Source organism: Parerythrobacter aestuarii, assembly GCF_030140925.1.
Taxonomy (GTDB): Bacteria; Pseudomonadota; Alphaproteobacteria; order Sphingomonadales; family Sphingomonadaceae; genus Parerythrobacter; species Parerythrobacter aestuarii.
In genome coordinates this window covers 418,333-438,917 of record NZ_JARBWD010000001.1, presented here as the reverse complement: position 1 = coordinate 438,917, position 20,585 = coordinate 418,333, and the positions used below count along the sequence as shown (strand labels likewise).

Here is a 20,585-nt window from a genome sequence, read left to right as displayed (position 1 = left end):
GCGTGTTAGTCGCAGCGGGGTGGGCTTATCCCTTGTCCTACCAAATACGCACGCGTTCTTCCGGCGGGATGTACATCGGATCGTCTTCCGTGATGCCGAACGCTTCGTACCATTCATCGAGGTTCCGCACGACGCCGTTGGTACGGTATTCTTCCGGGCTATGGCTGTCGGTGCGCAGGCGCTGGCGATAGTTTTCCTCGCGCTGCTGCGAGCGCCACACCTGCGCCCAGGCCATGAAGAAACGCTGGTCGCCGGTCAGCCCGTCGATCACCTTGTCTTCCTCGCCACCCAGGTGGAGCTTGTAGGCGCGGTAAGCGAGGCTGAGGCCGCCGAGGTCGCCGATGTTCTCGCCCAGCGTGAAGCGACCGTTGACGCAGGTCTCGCCTTCATCGAGCGGGCAGAAGCCGTTGTACTGCGCGACCAGCGCATCACCCAGCGCATCGAAATTGGCGCGGTCTTCATCGGTCCACCAGTTCGCCAGGGCACCCGTGGCATCGTATTTCGAACCCTGGTCATCGAAGCCATGGCCGATCTCGTGACCGATCACGCCGCCGATGGCACCATAATTCACCGCCGGATCGTTGGTCAGCGCGAAGAACGGCTGCTGCAGGATTGCCGCCGGGAACACGATCTCGTTCTTGGTCGGGTTGTAATAGGCGTTGACCGTCTGTGGCAGCATGAACCATTCGGTACGGTCGATCGGACCGCCGAGCTTGGCGACATTGTCCTTGAGCGCCCAGGCATCCCCGGCGATTTCGTTCGCAAGCGGATTGTCAGCCGTCACTTCCAGGCCCGGATAGGTCTCGAGGTTGTCGCGATAGCCGATCTTGGGATCGAAGCTGGCGAGCTTCTCGAGCGCCTTGGTCTTGGTCTCGTCGCCCATCCAGTCGATCTCGCCGATCGATTCGGCGACCGCGAGCCGCAAATTGCCGACCAGCTCTTCCATCGCCGCCTTGTTTTCCGGCGGGAAGTAGCGCGCGACATAGGACTTGCCGAGCAGCTCGCCCAGCGCACCTTCAGTGGCGCTGATGGCACGCTTCCAGCGTGCGCGCTGCTCAGGCGTACCCTGCAGCGTTTTGCCGTAGAACTCGAATTGGGCGACGTCGTACTTCTTCGGCAGCAGGTGCGAACGATCCGACAGGAACTGCTTGATCGACCATGCCTGCAGCGTCGCCACCGGCGTGTCGTTGAGCAGCTCCATCATGCCCGGCAAGCCGGTGCCGATCTTGTCGAGATCTTCTTCGGTCAGGCCCAGCTCTTCGATCTCCTCGTCGGTCGGCGGCATCATCGAGACCACGTAGATCGGCGAAGCGGAGAAACCGATGTCATCGAGCACCGCCTCGACCGGGAAATCGCCTGACATGGCCTTCAGCTCATCAGCGGTTACGGCATTATAGGTGAGGTCGCGGTTGCGCCGCATGGTGCGGTCCCAGCTGATAGTACGGGCAATCCGGTCTTCCATCGCGTAGACCGCTTCGGCCGTTGCCATCGGATCGTCGTAGCCAGCCGCTTCAAGGAACAACGCCATGTATTCCTTGTACTTGGCCTGGATCTCCTGCCCCTTCTCGCTGTCGTCGAGATAATAGTCCCGGTCGGGCAGGCCGAGCCCGCCGATGCCGAGATAGGCGACATAGCGATCGGGCTGCTTGGCATCGACATTGACGAAACCGCCGAACGGGCTGGAGTAGCCCGGCTTGGCCCACAGCATCGCGAGCTCTTCCAGAGTGGTCGCAGAAGCCAGTGCATCGACATAGGGTTGTGCCGGGGCGAGGCCTGCCGCTTCGATCGCGTCGGTGTCGAGGAAAGCGTTGTGGAAGTCGACGATGCGCTTCTCGTCTGCGGTCAGCGTTGCGGGATCCTTGGCCACCAGCTCATCGACCAGCGCCTTGACGTCGGTGGTCGATTTTTCGCGCAGAAGGTTGAACGCGCCGAAGCGGCTGAATTCGGCCGGCAGCGGGTTGGCGTCGAGCCATTCCTGGTTGACGTAGGCAAAGAAGTCTTCGCCCGGCGCAATCTCGTCGGACAGGAGCTCAGGGTCGATACCCCAGGTGCCAAAGCTCATGGTTGGAGTCGCCGGTTCGGCAGCTTCGGCCTTGTCATCGGCTCCATGGCCATCGGCCAGCGCCGGGGTGGCGAGGACAAGCGCAAACGCGCTCGCAGTGGTGGCAAGAACAGAACGAATCATGGGAGAGCCCCCTCTCGAAAAAATTGCATCATTCCGGCGCGACCTGCCGGAATTCCGTAACCTCACATAGCGCCTGGCGGCCCCGGGTGGTGTCATTTGTCGGCTGATCGATACGTCCTGTCGATTAGGATCGCCGAATATCAACCCGCCGCTGCGGACGGCATGTCGAATTGCAGCTGCGCCAGACGGGCATAGAGCCCCCCGGCCTGGCTGAGTTGGGCATGGGTACCTTGCTCGACGATCTGGCCGCCATCCATCACCACGATCCGGTTCGCCGCACGCACGGTTGCCAGGCGGTGAGCGATGACCAGCGTCGTGCGGTCCTGCATCAGGTGATCGAGCGCATCCTGCACCAGCCGCTCGCTTTCCGCATCCAACGCGCTGGTAGCTTCGTCGAGCAGAAGGATGGGCGCATCGCGCAGGATTGCGCGGGCAATGGCGACACGCTGCTGCTGCCCGCCGGAAAGCCTGGTGCCGTCTTCGCCGAGGAAGGTATCAAGCCCTTCCGGCAAGGCGCGAAGGAATTCCTCCGCATTGGCGGCGCGGGCGGCCTCCCAGATCGCGTCATCGTCAGCGTCCCAATTGCCGTAGCGCAGATTGTCCCGGGCATTGGCGCTGAACAGCACTCCGTCCTGAGGGACGAAGGCGATCCGCGAGCGCACTTCGGCCGGGTCGACCTGGGTCAGCGGGATGCCGTCGAGCCGGACGGTGCCCGCCTGGGGATCGTAGAATCGCTCGGCCAGCTGGAAGATGGTCGATTTGCCGGCACCCGAGGGACCCACGATGGCGACCGTCTCGCCTGGTTCGACTTCGAGCGTAAAGTCCTTCAGCGCAGGGGCATCGGGCCGGGTCGGATAGCGAAAGGTAATATTGCGGAACGACAGGCTGCCGCGTGCGGGCGTGGGCAGCGACTGGCTGCGCGCCGGAGCTGCGATTTGCGGCTCAGCCGTCAGCAGTTCGTTCAAGCGGCTGGCCGCACCGGCCCCGCGCAGAAGGTCGCCATAGACCTCGGTCAGTGAGCCGAATGCACCCGCAACCAAGCCGCCGGTAATCACAAAAGCGGCGATTGTGCCGCCCGATATCGCTCCTTCGCTGACGCCCACGGCACCGCGCCACATCAGCAGGGTGATGGAGCCGAAGATCAACAGGATGATCACCGAAGTCATCGCTGCACGAATCAGGATGCGCCGCTTGGCGACAGCGAAAATGCGCTCGACCGCTTCGCCGAAGCGGGTGGTCTCGCGGCCTTCCTGGTTGAACGACTGGACGATCTTCATCGCCGACAGCACTTCGGTCACCATCGCGCCGACATCGGCCACGCGGTCCTGGCTGGTGCGCGAGACATTGCGCAGCCGCCGACCGAACACCGTGATCGGAATGACCACCGCCGGGATCACCAAGGCGAGACCCATGGTCATCGAAGGCGCGAGCCAGAACAGGTAGCTCGTCCCGCCGATCGCCATTAGCGTGTTACGCAGCGCTACCGAGACCGTGGTTCCGACCACTTGCTCGATAATCGCCGTGTCGCTGGTCATGCGGCTGGAGATTTCCTTGGGGCTGTTCTCTTCATAGAAGCCCGGTTCCTGCCGCAGCAGATTGGCATGCACCTTGAGCCTTATGTCGGCCACCACGCGCTCTCCGATCCAGCTGACGAAGTAGAACCGCAGCGCCGTCCCGATCGCCAGCACGCCGACGATCATCAACAGGTAGCGAAACCAGCGACCGATATTGGCCGGGTCGCCGCCACCACCGAAACCGTTATCGATGATCAGCTTGAATCCGGCGGGAATCGCCAGTGTCGCTGCTGCGGTAATCACCAGGGCGAGGAACGCCAGCGCGACCTTGTCCGGGTACTTTGCCGCTTCGCGATAGATCATGCGTAGCGGGCCCAGCGAGCGGCGCTTGGGCTGCGCGCCTTCGGCGGGTTCGCCTTCGAACAGGCGCGTTACTGACGGGGCTGGTTCAGTCTCGGACATTCGCCTTCGCGCCTAGTCGGTTGCAACGGCAAAATCCACAGCACGTCGTGTCAATTCTGGCCATCAATCCGCAATTGTGCATTGCACAACGCATAAATTGGGTTCACAACTTGCGCAATCAAGGGCCGGGAGAGCCCATCAGGGGAGCCGGAGAGCTCCCGCGCAGGGGAAACGCATTGCTTTACCATGCTTATGAGCTGCAGCGCTCGTGGCTTCACAGCGCCAGCTCGCTGGCTTCGATTTCGGCCGAGTGGCTGGCGAACCCGGCCAACCCGATATCTTACACCGGTCTCGGCCCGATCGCCGCGAGTGCGCTCGACGTGTTCGCCCATGCCGCGCAGGATCGTGGCAAGCCGAAGTTCGGAATCGAAATGGTCGAAGTCGACGGCGCACCCTTCGTGGTCCGCGAAGCCCGCGTCCTGAGCAAGCCGTTCGGCGACCTGCTCCGTTTCACCCGCGACGACCTGCCCGAAGACGCCCCTTCGCTGCTGATCGTCGCCCCGATGAGCGGGCACTATGCCACGCTGCTGCGCGGCACGGTCGAACGGATGGTCGAAAGCTGCGTGGTCTATATCACCGACTGGGCCGACGCCCGGATGGTGCCGACCAGCGCCGGGCAGTTCGATCTCGACGACTACATCGATTACATCGTCGAATTCCTCGACCATATCGGCCCCGATGCCACCGGTGGCCGTGCGCATATGATGGCGGTGTGCCAGCCTTCTGTCCCGGCCTTTGCCGCGACAGCGCTGATGAATGCGCGCAAGGATCCGTTCCGCCCGGCGACGCTGACCATGATGGGCGGCCCGATCGACACCCGCGAGAGCCCGACCTCGGTCAACGATTTGGCCATGGAGCGCCCGATCAGCTGGTTCCGCCAGACTGTGATCGCAACCGTGCCGATGAATTACCCGGGCGCGGGCCGCAAGGTCTATCCCGGCTTCATGCAACTGGCGAGCTTCATGAGCATGAATCTGGGCAGCCACATGATGAGCCACTACGAGATGTTCAAGCATCTCACCGTAGGCGATGAGGCAAGCGCGCAGGCGACCAAGGATTTCTACGACGAATACCGCAGCGTGTGCGACATGACGGCGGAATTCTACCTGCAGACGGTCGAGGAAGTGTTCCAGACCCACGCCATTCCCAACGGCACCTTCAGGCATCGCGGCGAGCTGGTCGATCTCGACGCCATCACGGACACCGCGCTGTTGGCTATCGAAGGCGAGCGCGACGATATCTCGGGGCTGGGGCAGACCAAGGCTGCGCTCAAGCTGACCGACAATCTCGCCGATGCCAGGAAGCGCTACTACATGGCCGAAGGCGCCGGGCATTACGGCATCTTCAATGGCAGCAAGTGGCGCGGCACGATCGCCCCGGTGGTCGAGGAGTTCATCGCCGAACACCGTGCCGATCACGGCTGAGGCAATCAGGGTCCGCTCGGGCGCTCCACCTTGGGCACACGCAGGAAGATGCGCTTGATCACCCGCCGCGCCCACAGCAGCAGGGCGACGACCAGCGCCAGCAGCACCAGCGCGATCACGCCGGCCGCGATGGGGTGTTCATAGGCGAGGTAGAGCAGCCCCACGGTCGCCACGTCTTCGACCGTCGAGACAGCAACATTGCTGACGGGCTCAGGCGATGTGTTGACCACCGCCCGCGCGCTGGCCTTGCCGCCATGGGCGAAGAAGCTGGCCCCGCCGCCGAGGATGAAAGCGACCACCTGCGTCGCCGGGTCGGACGGGTCGATGATTGCTAGCGCCAGCAGCGCACCTCCAACCGGGCGAATGAAGGTGTGGACCGTGTCCCAGATCGAATCGAGCCACATCACCTTGTCGGCGAAGAATTCGCACAGTGCGGCGAAGGCTGCGATGCCCATCACCCAGGGATTGGCGAGGACGCTGAGGCTTTCGAGATGTTCGGGTAGCGGCACCACGCCGGCGCGCATGGCGATGCCGGTGGCAAGGATGCTCAGGTAAAGCCGCCAGCCCGACAGCAGGCTGACGCTGCCCGCAATGCCGATGATTTCCATGATACCCATGTGCCGCGTCCCCCCTCAGGCCACAGGATGCGCGCGCAGGGAAGGATTGGCAAGGGGTTAGCGGGCCTCGCCGACCAGTGCCATCTCGCTGGTTCCGCAGGAGAAATCCACCGCCGCATCGGCAAAATCTCGAGCCCGTTGGTTGGCTTCGGGGGTGTTGCCGGCGATCTGCGCCATCCGGCAACCGGGTGCGCCTTGCCGGCCGACCTTCTCGACCGCGAGGACCGTGCGCCCCTTGGTTTCCATCGAGACGTCGCGGTAGCGGAAAATCACCGCGACGGGCTGGCCGTCGAGGAGACGCCATTCGATGGTGTCGTTGAGGTCGTTGAAGGCTCCGATGGTCTGGAACCCGCTGTCATCCACCCCGGCATCGAGGTCGAACCGGCCATCGCCTTCCTCGACCAGCAGCGGCGTGTCGCCAAAACCGGGGCAGCGCCAGCTGGCGCTGCTACCTTGCTCGGTTTCCAGCTCCAGCAGCTCGCAGCTGTCGAGATCGAGGTCGGTATAGACTGAGGCGAAGCCCGTCGGCGCTTGTGGTTCCCCGGTTGCGACGGGAGCCTCCCCCGGGCCACTTTGATCGGGGGCATCCGCAGGTTCAGTCCCGCAGCCTGCCAGCGCCAGCAGCGCAGCCGAAAGCAGCACCAAATGCCTCATGGCAGAAAGTCCGGATCGGCCATGTCGCCACTCTCGAGCTGGATGCCGAAGCTGTTCAGCATCATCGAGACCTGGGTGTACTGGCCGACGGTGAATACGACATCCATACGACCCTTGTCGCCCAGTTCCGCCAGCGCGTCCCAGGTCGGTTGCGACACGAAGTGATCCGCCACCAGCTCGTCCGCCGCGCGCAACATGGCGGCTTCGAGCGGGGTCCAGCCTGCAGCATCGGGTCCGGCCTTGATGCGGGCGATTTCGTCATCGCTCAGCCCGCAGGCTTTGCCGATCCTGGTATGCTGGGCGAATTCATAGCCTGACTTGCACAGCCAGCCGGTCCGCAGGATCACGATCTCGCGCTCGCGCTCGGGCAGCGCATTCCGGCGGCTGAGGATGTAATTGCCCCAGCCGAGGAACGCCTTGAGCGCCTTGGGCGCATGCGCCAGCGTGCGGAAGATGTTGAGGACGGTGCCGCCGCCGACCTTGTTGGCAGGATCGGCGAACGGCGCCAGCACTTCGGCCTGCGCCTCGTCGAGCCGCTCCATGTCGAGCGGCTCGATGCGAGGTTGCTTGAGGTGAATTAGAACACCTCGAACATGCCGGCAGCGCCCATGCCGCCGCCGACGCACATGGTCACGACCACGTACTTGGCACCGCGACGCTTGCCTTCGATCAACGCGTGACCGACGCAGCGCGCGCCGGTCATGCCATAGGGGTGGCCAATCGAGATCGAGCCGCCGTTGACGTTGAGGATGTCGTTGTCGATGCCGAGCTTGTCACGGCAATAGAGCACCTGCACCGCGAAGGCTTCGTTCAATTCCCACAGGCCGACGTCTTCCATCTTGACCCCGGTCTGCTTGAGCAGCTTGGGGATGGCGAAGACCGGGCCGATGCCCATTTCATCGGGCTCGGTACCGGCAGCGGCCATGCCGACATAGCGGCCAAGCGGCTGGAGGCCCTTCTTTTCCGCAACCTTGGCTTCCATCAGGACCGAAGCCGAGGAACCGTCCGACAGCTGCGAAGCGTTACCGGCAGTGATGACCTTGCCCGGACCCATCACCGGCTGCAGCGCCTGCAGGCCTTCGAGCGTGGTCGAAGGACGGTTGCCTTCGTCCTTGGTGATCGTGGTTTCGACCATCGAGACTTCGCCGGTTTCCTTGTCCTTCACCCCCATGGTGGTGGTGACCGGAACGATCTCGTCGTCGAACTTGCCTGCTTCCTGCCCGGCAGCGGTGCGCATCTGCGATTGCAGCGCGTATTCGTCCTGCGCTTCGCGGCTGATGCCATAACGCTCGGCGACCGTCTCGGCGGTCTGCAGCATCGGCATGTAGACGTCCTTGTGCATCGCGATCAGCGAGCGATCGGGTGCGACGCGCATTTCCGGGGTCTGGACCATCGAGATCGAGTCCTGCCCGCCGCCGACGACGATATCCATGTTGTCGACGATGATCTGCTTGGCCGCCGTGCTGATCGCCATCAGGCCGCTGGAGCACTGGCGGTCGATGGTCTGCGCGGCGACGCTGACCGGGAGACCAGCACGCAGAGCAACCTGGCGCGCGATATTGCCTGACTGGGTGCCCTGGGTGAGGACGCAGCCCCACACCACATCGTCGATCTCGCCGCCTTCGATGCCGGCGCGCTCGACAGCGGGTGCCAGCGAATAGGAACCAAGCGTGGCACCGGGAGTGGCGTTGAAGCCGCCCTTGTAGGCGCGGCCGATGGGGGTACGGGCGGTGGAAACGATTACTGCGTCGCGCATGGCGAGCTCCTTTGAAAATGTGTTGCGTTACGTCTCAGCTGGGGAGGAAGCGAAACGTCGTATTTGGGTTCAGACGAACAGTTGGGTGATCCACTCGCAGATCAGCGCGGGCTTTTCCTCGCCTTCGATCTCGATGGTGATCTCGCAGGTCTGCTGCCACTGGCCGGGACGCTTCTCGATCATTTCGAGCAGCTTCCAGTGGCCGCGAATGCGCTTGCCGACACGGACAGGGCTGATGAAACGGGTCTTGTTGCCCCCGTAGTTCACGCCCATCTTCACCCCGTCGATCTTGGGTGTAGAGCTGTTGGCACCGAGATAGGGGATCATCGACAGGGTCATGAAACCGTGCACGATGGTGCCGCCGAACGGCGTCAGCTTGGCCTTCTCTTCATCGATATGGATGAACTGGTGGTCACCGGTGGCATCGGCGAACATGTTGACCTTTTCCTGAGTCATCTCGACCCATTCGCTGGTGCCGATAACTTCGCCTGTCTTGGCGGCAAGATCCTGCGGGCTCATTGCATATCCTCCTGGTCGCGTTGGTGGCGCGACTCCTTGAACGGCGCGCCGATTGCGCGTGTTCATGGCGGATAGCGGGGCTTAGCGCAATGCGGGGCGGCTTGCCGCTACGTCCTGCTTGGCTTGTGGCAGGGGACCATCCTTCAGCCGCTCGCCGATCGGCACGTGGCCGGGCGAATCGAGCCGGTTGCAATAGGTATAGAAGGCGATCTGCAAACCGATCAGCATCATGATGAAGGGCTGGTAGGCAATGCCCTGGAACGCCGCCCCGACCAGGTAGATGATCTGCGCATATTGCAGCGCTGTCGCCAACGGTGCCTGCCATTGCTCGCCATCCCCGGTGCGGGTCTTCCAGCGGCGGCGAATCTTCTCCATCTGCCACAGGCCCAGCAGGTGCAGCCAGATCCACGCGAGGAAGCCGAGGTAGCCCTGCTCGCCCAGCACTTCGAAGAAGGCTGAATGATAGGCGCGGCCTTCGTCGGTCACCATCTCGTAGGTGACCGAGCTCATATTGCCTTCGCCCTTGCGCACGGGAAGCCGGTATGTGAACTTGTTTGCGCGGTAGGCGTCAAAGCCGCCGCCCTTGGGATTCTCCGCGACATAGTCGAGCGTCCATTGCCAAACCGCCACACGGGTGGAGGCACTCTCGTCGCCATCGGCCTGGCCGATAGTGGCCATCCGGTCCCAATAGCTTTGCGGCAGGAACGGCAACGCCATCACGCCCAGCGCCGCCCCTGCGATGATGAAGGCCGCCCGCCGCTTCACATCGCGCAGCGCCAGCACCAGCAGCACCGCGATACACAGCAGGCCCGTCCGCGAGACAGTGCCGATCGGGATCAGCAGGCAGGCGAGGATCAGGCAGCAAGCAAACAGCTTCACCCGCCAGTCGGGTGGGAACACCGTGCCGTGCTTCGTGAACCAGAGGATCAGCGGGATGATGCCGATGGCCGCAGTCGAGATGGTCGAGCTTTCGTAGATACCGCTGTTGTCGTTCACGAACAGCGACAGCACGCCATAGCCGCCCCCGCCGAAGACGGTCTTCATGCCGCCCGAGATCACGATTGCTGCAATCGTCAGCACGATGGTCAGTGCGGCGGCTTCCATGCGCTTGCGGGTAAACAGGGTGAACGGCAGGAAGATGCCGAAGAACAGCGATTTCCAGACCCAGTCCCATTTGGTCCCGGCGGGTTCGGGAAAAGCCGAACCCTGCAGCGTGTAATAGCACCACAGCAGAAGGAACAGCATCAGCCCCTGGCGCAGGGTGAAGCGGGTGCCCTTCTTCGTATCGGTCAGCAACCAGCCGCCAAAAGCTGCGCAGAAGGCGATCAGCGACACCGGGATCGAAGCGAAGAAGCCGAAGGCGATCTTCTGCGGGGCAAGCAGGTCGATCCACAGATAGGCGAGCACCCACAGGAACGGGCGGCGCAGCCCCATCGCCATGAACAGGCCGAAACAGCCAAGGAAGAAGATGTCGGTCATTCGGCCGTGCCATCCTCTTCGGCAGGATGCAGCGCGGAATCTTCGTCGACGCTATCGTCCATCATGAGCCGGAACGCGCCCAGGAACAGCAGGCCGTGCACCAGCAGGAGGGCGAACATGTCGATCATGGCGGGCGCGAGTATCCTGTTTGCGGCGCACGCAGGCACGCCATCCTTTCTCGCGCCTAGCAGGGTGGAGTTGACGCGGCGTTAAGCACATTGGGGTTATGCGCCCATGTCATGACCCGCGTCCTCCATGTCCTCGACCATTCGCTGCCGCTGCACAGCGGCTACACTTTCCGCACCCGCGCGATCCTGAAGAGCCAGCAGGCGCAGGGGATGGAGGTGCGCGGAATCACCAGTTTGCGGCATTCTGCCGACGGGCCCGATTGCGAACAGCTCGAAGGGCTCACCTTCCACCGCACCCGCGGCAAGGTCACCGGCCCGCCGGGCGTACGCGAGTTCCGCGAGATCTCGCGGCTTGCCGATGCCATCGAGGCGCTGGCGCAGGAATGGCAGCCTGACGTGCTGCACGCCCATTCGCCCGCGTTGTGCGGCATGGCTGCGGTGCGCGCCGGGCAGCGGCTCGGCATTCCGGTTGTCTACGAGATTCGTGCCTTCTGGGAAGACGCGGCCGTTGGCAATGGCACGGGAAGCGAGGGCTCGTTCAAGTACCGCCTGACACGGGCGCTGGAGAACCGCGTCGTGGCGCAGGCCGATGCGGTGTTCACGATCTGCAACGGGCTGCGCGAAGACCTGGTCGCGCGCGGGCATCCGGGTGGCAAGATCGGGCTTTCTCCCAATGGCGTGGACCTCTCGCTGTTCGGCGAGCCGCTGCCGCGCGATGAAGCGCTGGCCGCCGAACTTGGCGTTGATAGCGGTCCTGTGATCGGATTTATCGGCAGTTTCTATGACTACGAAGGGCTTGATGATCTGATCGCAGCCCTGCCGCTCCTTCGCGAGCAGGAACCGGATGCCCGGCTGCTACTGGTCGGGGGCGGGCCGATGGAAAAAGCGCTCAGGGCGCAGGCTGCGGCCAGCCCGGTTGCGGATGCCATCCTGTTCACCGGGCGCGTTCCGCACAGCGAGGTCGAGCGCTATTATTCGCTGATCGATATCCTTGCCTATCCGCGCAAGCGCAGCCGCTTGACCGACCTTGTCACGCCCTTGAAGCCGCTCGAGGCAATGGCCCAACGCCGTCTCGTCGCGGCATCCGACGTCGGCGGGCATCGCGAGCTGGTGGAAGACGGCATTACCGGGACGCTGTTCCCGGCCGACAATCCAGCCTCGATTGCCGATGTGCTGGCGGATCTTGCGGCGCATCCAGAGCGCTGGGACCCCATCCGCGAACGCGCTGCAAAGCACGTCGCCTCTGCCCATGACTGGGCGCGCAATGTTCATCGTTATCAAAGCGTTTACCATCATTTGCTAGCCCAAGTGCCGAATGGGCGAGTGTCCCAGGCTGCGTAAGGCAACCAGGATCCGCTCCGGACACGAAGAGGTAGTGAGCAAGACCATGGCAAAAGCGGCAAAGCGCAAGGGCGGGAACAAGCCGCCAATCAGCGCCCATCCGGCATTCCCGGCCATCGTCGCGCTATGGTTTGCGGCGCTCTTCGGCATCGGCAGCCTGGTCTTGCCGAATGTCCTGCTTGAAAAACTGTCGCTAGCTCTCGGGCTCCCGGCCTTGATTTCCGCCGCAGCTCCGCCAATCGGTTTCACCGCCAAGCTGGTGATTGCCGCATTGGCGGCTTCGCTGGGCGTGCTGGCCGGGTTGTTCATTTCTCGCAAGGTGGTGGCTTCGCAATCCTCTGCCCCCCGACAGCCTGCCAGCAGGTCGAAGCGGCACTTCTCCGAGGCACCAGCCAAGAAGCCGATCTTCGCCACTGAAGAACTGGGTGAGGAAGGTCTTGGCCCGGTTATCGAAGACGATGACGACTATGAAGACGAAGTCTTTGAAGAAGCGCCCACGGCCAAGCCGGCGCTACCCGGTCGCCGTCGCGCATTGTCGGTGACCGACGACTCCGGGCCGAGCGACTATCTCGCGACCGTTCCAGTGCCGGGTGAGGCCGATCCCTATTCGCAACAGGATGCCCCGTCCGCCTTCGAGAGCGACACGGGCTCCCCTCCGCTTGAGACGCTCGACCTCGGCGGGTTTGCCGGCGAAGACACCGGAAACGAGACCGAGCGTGACGTGTCGACACCCGAACCGATGTCGAGCATTCCCGGCGATAGTCATGCCGGCGACCAATCCGCGCGATCCTTCGATGCCCCCAAGGCCGAAGGTCGTCCGTTCGACGCGCCGCGCGCCCCTGATACCGATGCCACGCCTGGTGGTGCCGATGTGGCCGTTGGCTCGGGCGAGCCGCCGCGGCCGCATTTCGGCCTGCGCCTGGGCATGCCCAGCGAAGTACTCTCCGGCACGAACGAACCGGAACACAATGCAATCGAGCCCGACGTAACGGAGCCTCCGCGCCAGATCTTCGGTGCTCCGCAGGATGAGCCGATGCCCTTCGCCGGTCCGGCAGCGGACCAGGCGGACTTCAGTGCGCCTCCGGCCGCGGCAACGAGTCCGTTCGCCAACCCGGCCCACGCAAGCAACGGCCTGGAGTTCAGTGCGCCTTCCGCCGCCAATGCCGGGCCGCTGGCAGATCTTTCCATGTCGGACCTGATCGAACGCTTCACTCGCTCGATGCAGGAAGCGAATGTTGAACCCGGGCTTCCCTCGGCTCCGTCGGCGCAAGAGGAAGCACCGGTTGCGGCAAGCGAGACGGGTGCCGACGAAGCAGCTGCCGCTGTGCCGTTCGCATTCCAGCCAGCACCTCTCGAGTCTGCGGCTGAGGAGACCGAGGAAGCCTTTGCTGCTCCGGATTTCTCTGCGCCGACATTCGCGTCAGCGAGTGAGCAAGTAGATGAGGAACGCAGCCACGAGGCTGTTCCCGCAGCACTTCGCCCGCTGGACCTGGGTGCGTTCGAAGATGATGAAGAGGACGATGACGATCCCTTCGCCAATGATTTTGGCTTCGGACGCCCGGCCACGGCTCCTGGCCAGCTCTTTGCGCGACCGGCCGCGAACGAACCGCCAGCAGCAGCTGAGCCGGAGTCGACACCCGAATTGGCGGCATCCTTCGCTCCTCCGGCAGAAGAAGAAGACGGCGATACCGGTAATGACGAAGGCTATAGCTCCCTGCTCAGCATGAAGAGCCCACTCGGCATGCAACGCGAGTTTGTCCGCGTCGAGGACGAGGACGATGCTGGCGATTCGCTAGGGTCCGACGCGCCCGAACCGGTCGTGGTGTTCCCGGGCCAGGAAGGCGGCAAGCAGGCTGCAGGTAACCAGCCGCGTCCGTTCGACGCACCCCCCGCAGGTCCGAACGGCGGCCTGATGCGCGCCAGCCCGACCACCCCGGCGCAGAAACCGGTCGATCCGGCCGAGACCGAACGCGCCTTGCGCGAGGCGCTCGAAAAACTGCAGCGAATGAGCGGCGCCGCCTGACGGGTCGACTTTCGTCCCACGCAATCGAATTCACAATCGATGCCCCGCCAGCCGACGGGGCGTCGTAGCGGTGGCCTTGCGCCGGGCCAAGACTTTCTTGCAGCCTTCGCACTTGCAAAAAACACTTCCTGTCTTCAAAAGCACAGTTCGCGAAAGTTTCGGTCCGGGATTGCCCGTCGAGACGCGTGCTTAATTGCCGCGCCCCGCCGCCAACGGCGTGTCCGCAGCACCAGGCAGGAATGGAATATATGGCTTACCCCGCTTCGCAGGGCCTCTACGATCCGCGCAATGAACATGACGCCTGCGGCGTTGGCTTCGTCGCGCATATCAAAGGCGAGCGGAGCCATGCCATCGTCACCCAGGCACTGCAGATACTGGAGAACATCGACCATCGCGGTGCCGTTGGTGCGGACCCGCTGCTGGGTGATGGTGCCGGCATCCTGCTGCAGATCCCCGATCCGATCTTCCGCGACTGGGCCGCGCAGGAAGGGCACGAGCTGCCCGAACCGGGCGACTATGGCGTGGCCATGTGCTTCCTGCCGCAGGACGACGCCGCACGCGACTTCGTAATCGCCCAGCTGGAAAAGTTCACGGAGAAGGAAGGCCAGCGGGTCGTGGGCTGGCGCGACGTGCCGCTGACCATGGACGGTCTCGGCAAGGCCGTGATCGATTCGATGCCGGTCATCCGCCAGTGCGTGATCGCCCGCGGTACCAACTGCGCCGACCAGGATGCATTCGAACGCAAGCTGGTGGTAATCCGCAAGCAGACGCTCAACCCGCTCGCCAAGCTGGCCGAAAAGCACGAGCTGCCGGGACTGACGCAGAGTTACATCCCCAGCTTCTCGTCGCGAACCATTGTGTACAAGGGATTGTTGCTAGCTAACCAGGTTGGTTCATTCTATGATGACCTGCGCGATCCGAAGTGCGAATCCGCGCTCGGCCTCGTGCACCAGCGTTTCTCCACCAACACCTTCCCCAGCTGGCGGCTCGCCCATCCCTATCGTTTCATGGCGCACAACGGTGAGATCAACACCGTGCGCGGCAACGTCAACTGGATGAACGCGCGGCGCCGCACCATGGAAAGCGAGCTGCTGGGGGCCGACCTCGACAAGATGTGGCCGCTGATCCCGCACGGCCAGTCCGACACCGCCTGTCTCGACAATGCGCTCGAGCTGCTGCTGGTGGGCGGATACAGCCTCGCCCATGCAATGATGATGCTGGTGCCGGAAGCATGGGCCAAGAACCCGTTGATGGACCAGTCGCGGCGCGCTTTCTACGAGTACCATGCCGCGCTGATGGAGCCGTGGGATGGCCCTGCCGCCGTGGCCTTCACCGACGGTCGCCAGATCGGCGCCACGCTCGACCGCAACGGCCTGCGCCCTGCGCGCTATTGCGTGACCAAGGACGACATCGTCTGCCTCGCTTCCGAAAGCGGCGTACTGCCGTTCCCGGAAGAGGACATCGTGCGCAAATGGCGCCTGCAGCCGGGCAAGATGTTCATCATCGACCTCGAGGAAGGCCGCATTATCGAGGACGAAGAGCTCAAGGCCGACCTCAGCAAGGCGCATCCCTACGCCGACTGGCTCGATGCCGCGCAATACAAGCTCGAGGATCTCGACGTGGTCGATCCCGAACTGGCCGAAGTGCCGCCGTTCGAGACCACGCTGATGCAGCGCCAGCAGGCGTTCGGCTACACCCAGGAAGACATCACCCGCTTCCTCGAGCCGATGGCGACCAATGCCGACGACCCGATCGGCTCGATGGGCACGGACACGCCGATCGCAGTGCTGAGCCAGAAGAGCCGCCTGCTGTACGATTATTTCAAGCAGAACTTCGCCCAGGTTACCAATCCGCCGATCGACCCGATCCGCGAGGAACTGGTGATGAGCCTGCTCTCCATGATCGGTCCGCGCCCCAACCTGCTGGGCCGCGAAGCGGGGACGCACAAGCGGCTGGAAGTGGAGCAGCCGATCCTCACCAATGAGGATATCGCCAAGATCCGTTCGGTCGAGGCCGCGCTTGACGGTGCCTTCCGCACCGCGACGGTCGACATCACCTGGGATGCGCGCAGCGGGGCCGAAGGCCTCGAGATGGCGATCAAGGAAATGTGCTGGGCCGCGACCGAGGCTGTGCTGCAGGATGCCAACATCCTGATCCTTTCCGACCGCACCCAGAACGAAGACCGCATCCCGATCCCGGCCCTGCTGGCGACCGCCGCCGTCCATCACCACCTGGTCCGCCAGGGCCTGCGCATGCAGACCGGGCTAGTGGTCGAGACCGGCGAGGCGCGCGAAGTGCACCACTATTGCGTGCTGGCTGGCTATGGCGCGGAAGCGATCAACCCCTACGTCGCGTTCGAGACGCTGGAGGACCTGCGCCAGCGCAAGTTCAGCTCGCTCACCGCCGAACAGGTGCAGGCGAACTACATCAAGGCAGTCGGCAAGGGCATCCGCAAGGTCATGTCCAAGATGGGCATCAGCACTTACCAGTCTTACTGCGGGGCGCAGATCTTTGACGCGGTCGGCCTCTCCAGCCAGTTCATCGAGAACTATTTCACCGGCACCGCCACGACGATTGAAGGCATCGGGCTGAAGCAAGTGGCCGAGGAAGCCGTGCGCCGACACGAAATTGCCTATGGCGACGATCCGGTGCACCGCGAGATGCTCGATGTCGGCGGTATCTACCAGTACCGCCTGCGCGGCGAGGACCACGCCTGGACGCCGACCAATATCGCTTCGCTCCAGCACGCGGTGCGCGGCAACAAGCACAAGGATTACGAGGACTTCGCCCGCTCGATCAACGAGCAGAGCGAACGCCTGCTGACGATCCGTGGACTGATGGAACTGAAGCCGTTGGAGAGCGGCCCTATCCCATTGGACGAGGTCGAACCGGCGAGCGAAATCGTCAAGCGGTTCAGCACCGGGGCGATGAGCTTCGGCTCGATCAGCCACGAGGCGCACTCGACCCTCGCCATCGCCATGAACCGCATTGGCGGCCGGTCCAACACCGGCGAAGGCGGCGAAGAGCCGTTCCGGTTCCAGCCGCTGGACAATGGCGATTCGATGCGCAGCCGAATCAAGCAGGTCGCCAGCGGACGATTCGGCGTCACCACCGAATATCTCGTCAATTCGGACGATATCCAGATCAAGATGGCGCAGGGCGCGAAGCCCGGCGAAGGCGGCCAATTGCCCGGCCACAAGGTCGACAAGCGCATCGGCGCAGTGCGGCACTCGACCCCGGGCGTGGGCCTGATCTCGCCGCCACCGCACCATGACATCTATTCGATCGAGGATCTCGCCCAGCTGATCCACGACTTGAAGAACGTCCAGCCGAGCGCACGCATTTCCGTAAAGCTCGTGTCCGAAGTGGGTGTAGGCACGGTCGCCGCCGGCGTTTCCAAGGCCCGGGCGGACCATGTCACGATCTCCGGCTACGAAGGCGGGACCGGCGCTTCGCCGCTGACCAGCCTGACCCATGCCGGATCGCCGTGGGAGATCGGCCTTGCGGAAACCCAGCAGACGCTACTGCTCAACGACCTGCGCAGCCGCATCGCGGTGCAGGTCGATGGCGGGCTGCGCACCGGGCGCGATGTTGCTATCGGCGCGCTGCTCGGCGCGGACGAGTTCGGCTTCGCCACCGCTCCGCTGATCGCCGCAGGCTGCATCATGATGCGCAAGTGTCACTTGAACACTTGCCCGGTCGGCGTCGCGACGCAGGACCCGGTGCTGCGCGCGCGCTTCACCGGCACGCCCGAGCATGTGATCAACTACTTCTTCTTCGTCGCCGAGGAACTGCGGGCCATCATGGCCGAGTTGGGTTTCCGCACGGTCGAGGAGATGGTCGGCCGGGTCGACCGGCTCGACATGCGCCGCGTCCACCGCCACTGGAAGGCAGCCGGGATCGACCTCGGCAAGCTGTTGCACAAGGTCGACCTGCCCGATGGTTCCTCGCTGCACCACACCGAGGAACAGGACCATGGCCTTGGCACAGCGATGGACAACGAGCTGATCGATGCCTGCCAGCCTGCCATCACCAAGGGCGAGCCGGTCGTGCTCGACCGCCAAATCCGCAACGTCAATCGCACCGTCGGCACCATGCTCTCGGGCGAGATTGCCAAGGTGCATGGCCATGAAGGCCTCGCGCCCGACACCATCCGCATCAACCTGACAGGTGTGGCCGGGCAGAGCTTCGGCGCGTGGCTCGCCCATGGGGTTACGCTCGACCTGACCGGCGATGCCAATGACTATGTCGGCAAAGGCCTTAGCGGCGGACGCATCATCGTCCACCAGCCCAAGGCCGCCAACCGCCGGCCGGATGAGAACATCATCGTCGGCAACACCGTGCTCTACGGCGCGATCGCGGGCGAGGCCTATTTCCAGGGTGTCGCGGGCGAACGCTTCGCCGTCCGCAACTCCGGTGCCATCGCGGTGGTCGAAGGGACCGGCGACCATGGCTGCGAATACATGACCGGCGGTGTGGTGGTCGTGCTCGGCAAGACCGGGCGCAACTTTGCCGCGGGGATGAGCGGCGGGATCGCCTATGTCCTCGACGAGGACGGCAGCTTCGCCGACATGGTCAACCCGGCGCAGGTCGAGCTGGAGCGCATCGGCGCCGAGCCCGATGCAGAGGATGGCGCTGGCCGCCCGCGCCAGCGCCCGGCCAGCGTGCACGACTTCGGCATGGGCGATATGCTGCGGCACGATGCCGAACGGCTGAAGATCCTGATCGAGCGGCACAAGCTGCACACCGGCTCGACCAAGGCGGCAGAGCTGCTGGCCGACTGGGAAAATGCGCTGGCGAAATTCGTCAAGGTCATGCCGACCGACTACGCCAGAGCATTGAAGACGCTCGAGGAAGAGCGCGATGAAGCCGCCATGGAAGCGGCGGAATGATTTACCTCTTCCGTCATCCCTGCGAAGGCAGGGATCCAGACAACATCGCTATGGCGCGCAACGGCGCCGTCAGCTGGACCCCTGCCTGCGCAGGGGCTTCGGCCAAATCGGAGATTTGATCTCGTGGGCAAGGAAACCGGATTCCTCGAACTCGACCGCCGCGAGCGCGATTATATCGCGCCGGAAAAGCGGCTGGAAAACTATCGCGAGTTCGTGATCGAACCGCCGGCCGAGGAACTGTCGGCGCAGGCCAGCCGCTGCATGAACTGCGGCATCCCCTATTGTCACAACGGCTGCCCGGTGAACAACATCATCCCGGACTGGAACCACCTGGTATATGAAGGCGACTGGAAGAATGCGCTGACAGTGCTGCATTCGACCAACAATTTCCCCGAGTTCACCGGCCGCATCTGCCCTGCCCCTTGCGAGGCCGCCTGCACGCTCAACATCGTCGACCAGCCGGTCACCATCAAGTCGATCGAATGCGCCATCGTCGATCGCGGGTGGAAGGAAGGCTGGATCAAGCCCGAAATGCCGCAGTCGCAGACCGGCAAGTCGGTCGCGGTCATCGGCAGCGGCCCGGCCGGGCTCGCCTGTGCGCAGCAGCTGGCACGCGCCGGCCATTCGGTCACGGTGTTCGAGAAGAACGACCGCATCGGCGGCCTGCTGCGCTACGGCATCCCCGACTTCAAGATGGAGAAGCACCTCATCAACCGGCGCTGCCAGCAGATGGAAGCTGAAGGGGTGACCTTCAAGACCAGCAGTGAAGTCGGGGTAGAAGTCAGCTTCAAGGCGCTACAGGAGAATTTCGACGCCATCGTCCTGTCGGGCGGGGCCGAGGAAGCACGCCAGCTGGAGATTCCCGGCGCGGAGATGTCGGGCGTGCGGCTAGCGATGGAATTCCTCACCCAGCAGAACAAGCGCAACGCCGGCGACGACGAAGTGCGCGCCGCCCCTCGCGGCACCCTGACCGCTACCGGCAAGGACGTGATCGTGATCGGCGGTGGTGACACCGGCAGCGACTGCGTCGGCACCTCCAACCGGCAGGGCGCAAAATCGGTCACGCAGATCGAGATCTTGCCCAAGCCGCCCGAGCATGAGGACAAGGCACTGACCTGGCCCGACTGGCCGATGAAGCTGCGCACTTCCTCCAGCCACGAGGAAGGTGTCGAGCGCGATTGGGCGGTACTGACCAAGCGTGTCGTCGGTGACGGCGAGACCGTGACCGGCCTCGAATGCGTGCGCATCGAATGGGTTGAAGGGCGGATGCAAGAGATCGAAGGCAGCGAGTTCACCCTGCCTGCCGACCTGATCCTGCTCGCCATGGGCTTCACCGGCCCCAAGAAGCGCGGGCTGCTGGAAAAGGCCGGCGTCAGCCTGACCGACCGTGGCAATGTCGAGGCCGATACCGAAAGCTATGCCACCAGCGAGCCGGGCGTCTATGCCTGCGGCGACATGCGCCGGGGGCAGAGCCTCGTCGTGTGGGCCATCCGTGAAGGTCGACAATGTGCACGCGCGGTGGACGAAGCGCTGATGGGCGTGACCGATCTCCCGCGATGATTTGGCGGCAATAGCTCGCAATTCGAGCGAC

Annotated in this window: 14 protein-coding genes; 5 read left to right on the top strand and 9 right to left on the bottom strand. The window is 63.8% G+C overall.

Going from position 1 to position 20,585, the window contains the following annotated elements; genetic code table 11:
• Window positions 1-37 precede the first annotated feature (37 nt).
• A complete protein-coding gene (locus tag QPW08_RS02200) occupies window positions 38-2,185 on the bottom strand; it encodes a M13 family metallopeptidase (protein ID WP_284124092.1) in 2,148 nt (715 codons plus the stop codon).
• Between the two features lie 140 nt (window positions 2,186-2,325).
• Window positions 2,326-4,161 (bottom strand): ABC transporter transmembrane domain-containing protein, encoded by a 1,836-nt coding sequence (locus tag QPW08_RS02195; RefSeq protein WP_407674542.1) that lies wholly within the window; start codon window positions 4,159-4,161, stop codon window positions 2,326-2,328.
• 176 nt (window positions 4,162-4,337) lie between these two features.
• On the opposite strand from QPW08_RS02195, the gene QPW08_RS02190 reads away from it, so the two are divergent.
• Window positions 4,338-5,585, top strand: coding sequence for a polyhydroxyalkanoate depolymerase (locus tag QPW08_RS02190; protein WP_284124091.1), 1,248 nt, complete (start codon window positions 4,338-4,340; stop codon window positions 5,583-5,585).
• Window positions 5,586-5,590: 5 nt separating this feature from the next.
• Here the strand turns inward: QPW08_RS02190 and QPW08_RS02185 are convergent, their stop codons facing one another.
• The 7 genes from QPW08_RS02185 to QPW08_RS02155 form a co-directional block, all read right to left on the bottom strand.
• Window positions 5,591-6,202, bottom strand: coding sequence for a DUF4126 domain-containing protein (locus QPW08_RS02185; RefSeq protein WP_284124090.1), 612 nt, complete (start codon window positions 6,200-6,202; stop codon window positions 5,591-5,593).
• Window positions 6,203-6,259: 57 nt separating this feature from the next.
• The gene (locus tag QPW08_RS02180) at window positions 6,260-6,856 is read right to left on the bottom strand and encodes a hypothetical protein (RefSeq protein ID WP_284124089.1); all 597 of its coding nucleotides are present in this window, start codon (window positions 6,854-6,856) and stop codon (window positions 6,260-6,262) included.
• Window positions 6,853-7,398 carry a carboxymuconolactone decarboxylase family protein gene (locus tag QPW08_RS02175; protein WP_284124088.1) on the bottom strand — a complete coding sequence of 182 codons (546 nt, stop codon included), beginning with the start codon at window positions 7,396-7,398 and terminating at the stop codon, window positions 6,853-6,855. Before QPW08_RS02175 ends, QPW08_RS02180 begins: the two co-directional genes overlap by 4 nt.
• A gap of 35 nt (window positions 7,399-7,433) precedes the next feature.
• Complete coding sequence (locus tag QPW08_RS02170) at window positions 7,434-8,612, bottom strand: acetyl-CoA C-acyltransferase (protein WP_284124087.1); 1,179 nt, start codon at window positions 8,610-8,612, stop codon at window positions 7,434-7,436.
• A 69-nt stretch (window positions 8,613-8,681) separates the two neighbouring features.
• Window positions 8,682-9,131 carry a MaoC family dehydratase gene (locus QPW08_RS02165; RefSeq protein WP_284124086.1) on the bottom strand — a complete coding sequence of 150 codons (450 nt, stop codon included), beginning with the start codon at window positions 9,129-9,131 and terminating at the stop codon, window positions 8,682-8,684.
• A gap of 81 nt (window positions 9,132-9,212) precedes the next feature.
• A complete protein-coding gene (locus QPW08_RS02160; protein WP_284124085.1) occupies window positions 9,213-10,610 on the bottom strand; it encodes a putative O-glycosylation ligase, exosortase A system-associated in 1,398 nt (465 codons plus the stop codon).
• Window positions 10,607-10,738, bottom strand: coding sequence for a hypothetical protein (locus QPW08_RS02155; protein WP_284124084.1), 132 nt, complete (start codon window positions 10,736-10,738; stop codon window positions 10,607-10,609). The genes QPW08_RS02160 and QPW08_RS02155 overlap by 4 nt, the downstream gene beginning before the upstream one ends.
• A gap of 111 nt (window positions 10,739-10,849) precedes the next feature.
• Between QPW08_RS02155 and QPW08_RS02150 the strand changes: the two genes are divergently transcribed.
• From QPW08_RS02150 to QPW08_RS02135, 4 genes are all read left to right on the top strand, one after another.
• On the top strand, window positions 10,850-12,079 hold the full coding sequence (locus QPW08_RS02150) for a TIGR04063 family PEP-CTERM/XrtA system glycosyltransferase (protein WP_284124083.1): 1,230 nt from the start codon (window positions 10,850-10,852) through the stop codon (window positions 12,077-12,079).
• A 46-nt stretch (window positions 12,080-12,125) separates the two neighbouring features.
• A complete protein-coding gene (locus tag QPW08_RS02145; protein WP_284124082.1) occupies window positions 12,126-14,102 on the top strand; it encodes a hypothetical protein in 1,977 nt (658 codons plus the stop codon).
• A 248-nt stretch (window positions 14,103-14,350) separates the two neighbouring features.
• Window positions 14,351-18,994, top strand: a complete 4,644-nt coding sequence (gene gltB / locus QPW08_RS02140) for a glutamate synthase large subunit (protein WP_284124081.1) — start codon at window positions 14,351-14,353, stop codon at window positions 18,992-18,994.
• Between the two features lie 123 nt (window positions 18,995-19,117).
• The gene (locus tag QPW08_RS02135; protein ID WP_284124080.1) at window positions 19,118-20,554 is read left to right on the top strand and encodes a glutamate synthase subunit beta; all 1,437 of its coding nucleotides are present in this window, start codon (window positions 19,118-19,120) and stop codon (window positions 20,552-20,554) included.
• Window positions 20,555-20,585: the final 31 nt, after the last annotated feature.

Excerpts from the sequence above, each read along its gene's own strand:
- QPW08_RS02200 (WP_284124092.1), bottom strand. The coding sequence starts at position 2,185 with ATGATTCGTTCTGTTCTTGCCACCACTGCGAGCGCGTTTGCGCTTGTC.
- QPW08_RS02195 (WP_407674542.1), bottom strand. The coding sequence starts at position 4,161 with ATGTCCGAGACTGAACCAGCCCCGTCAGTAACGCGCCTGTTCGAAGGC.
- QPW08_RS02170 (WP_284124087.1), bottom strand. The coding sequence starts at position 8,612 with ATGCGCGACGCAGTAATCGTTTCCACCGCCCGTACCCCCATCGGCCGC.
- QPW08_RS02165 (WP_284124086.1), bottom strand. The coding sequence starts at position 9,131 with ATGAGCCCGCAGGATCTTGCCGCCAAGACAGGCGAAGTTATCGGCACC.
- QPW08_RS02175 (WP_284124088.1), bottom strand. The coding sequence starts at position 7,398 with ATGGAGCGGCTCGACGAGGCGCAGGCCGAAGTGCTGGCGCCGTTCGCC.
- QPW08_RS02145 (WP_284124082.1), top strand. The coding sequence starts at position 12,126 with ATGGCAAAAGCGGCAAAGCGCAAGGGCGGGAACAAGCCGCCAATCAGC.
- QPW08_RS02185 (WP_284124090.1), bottom strand. The coding sequence starts at position 6,202 with ATGGGTATCATGGAAATCATCGGCATTGCGGGCAGCGTCAGCCTGCTG.
- QPW08_RS02180 (WP_284124089.1), bottom strand. The coding sequence starts at position 6,856 with ATGAGGCATTTGGTGCTGCTTTCGGCTGCGCTGCTGGCGCTGGCAGGC.
- QPW08_RS02160 (WP_284124085.1), bottom strand. The coding sequence starts at position 10,610 with ATGACCGACATCTTCTTCCTTGGCTGTTTCGGCCTGTTCATGGCGATG.
- QPW08_RS02150 (WP_284124083.1), top strand. The coding sequence starts at position 10,850 with ATGACCCGCGTCCTCCATGTCCTCGACCATTCGCTGCCGCTGCACAGC.
- QPW08_RS02155 (WP_284124084.1), bottom strand. The coding sequence starts at position 10,738 with ATGATCGACATGTTCGCCCTCCTGCTGGTGCACGGCCTGCTGTTCCTG.
- gltB (WP_284124081.1), top strand. The coding sequence starts at position 14,351 with ATGGCTTACCCCGCTTCGCAGGGCCTCTACGATCCGCGCAATGAACAT.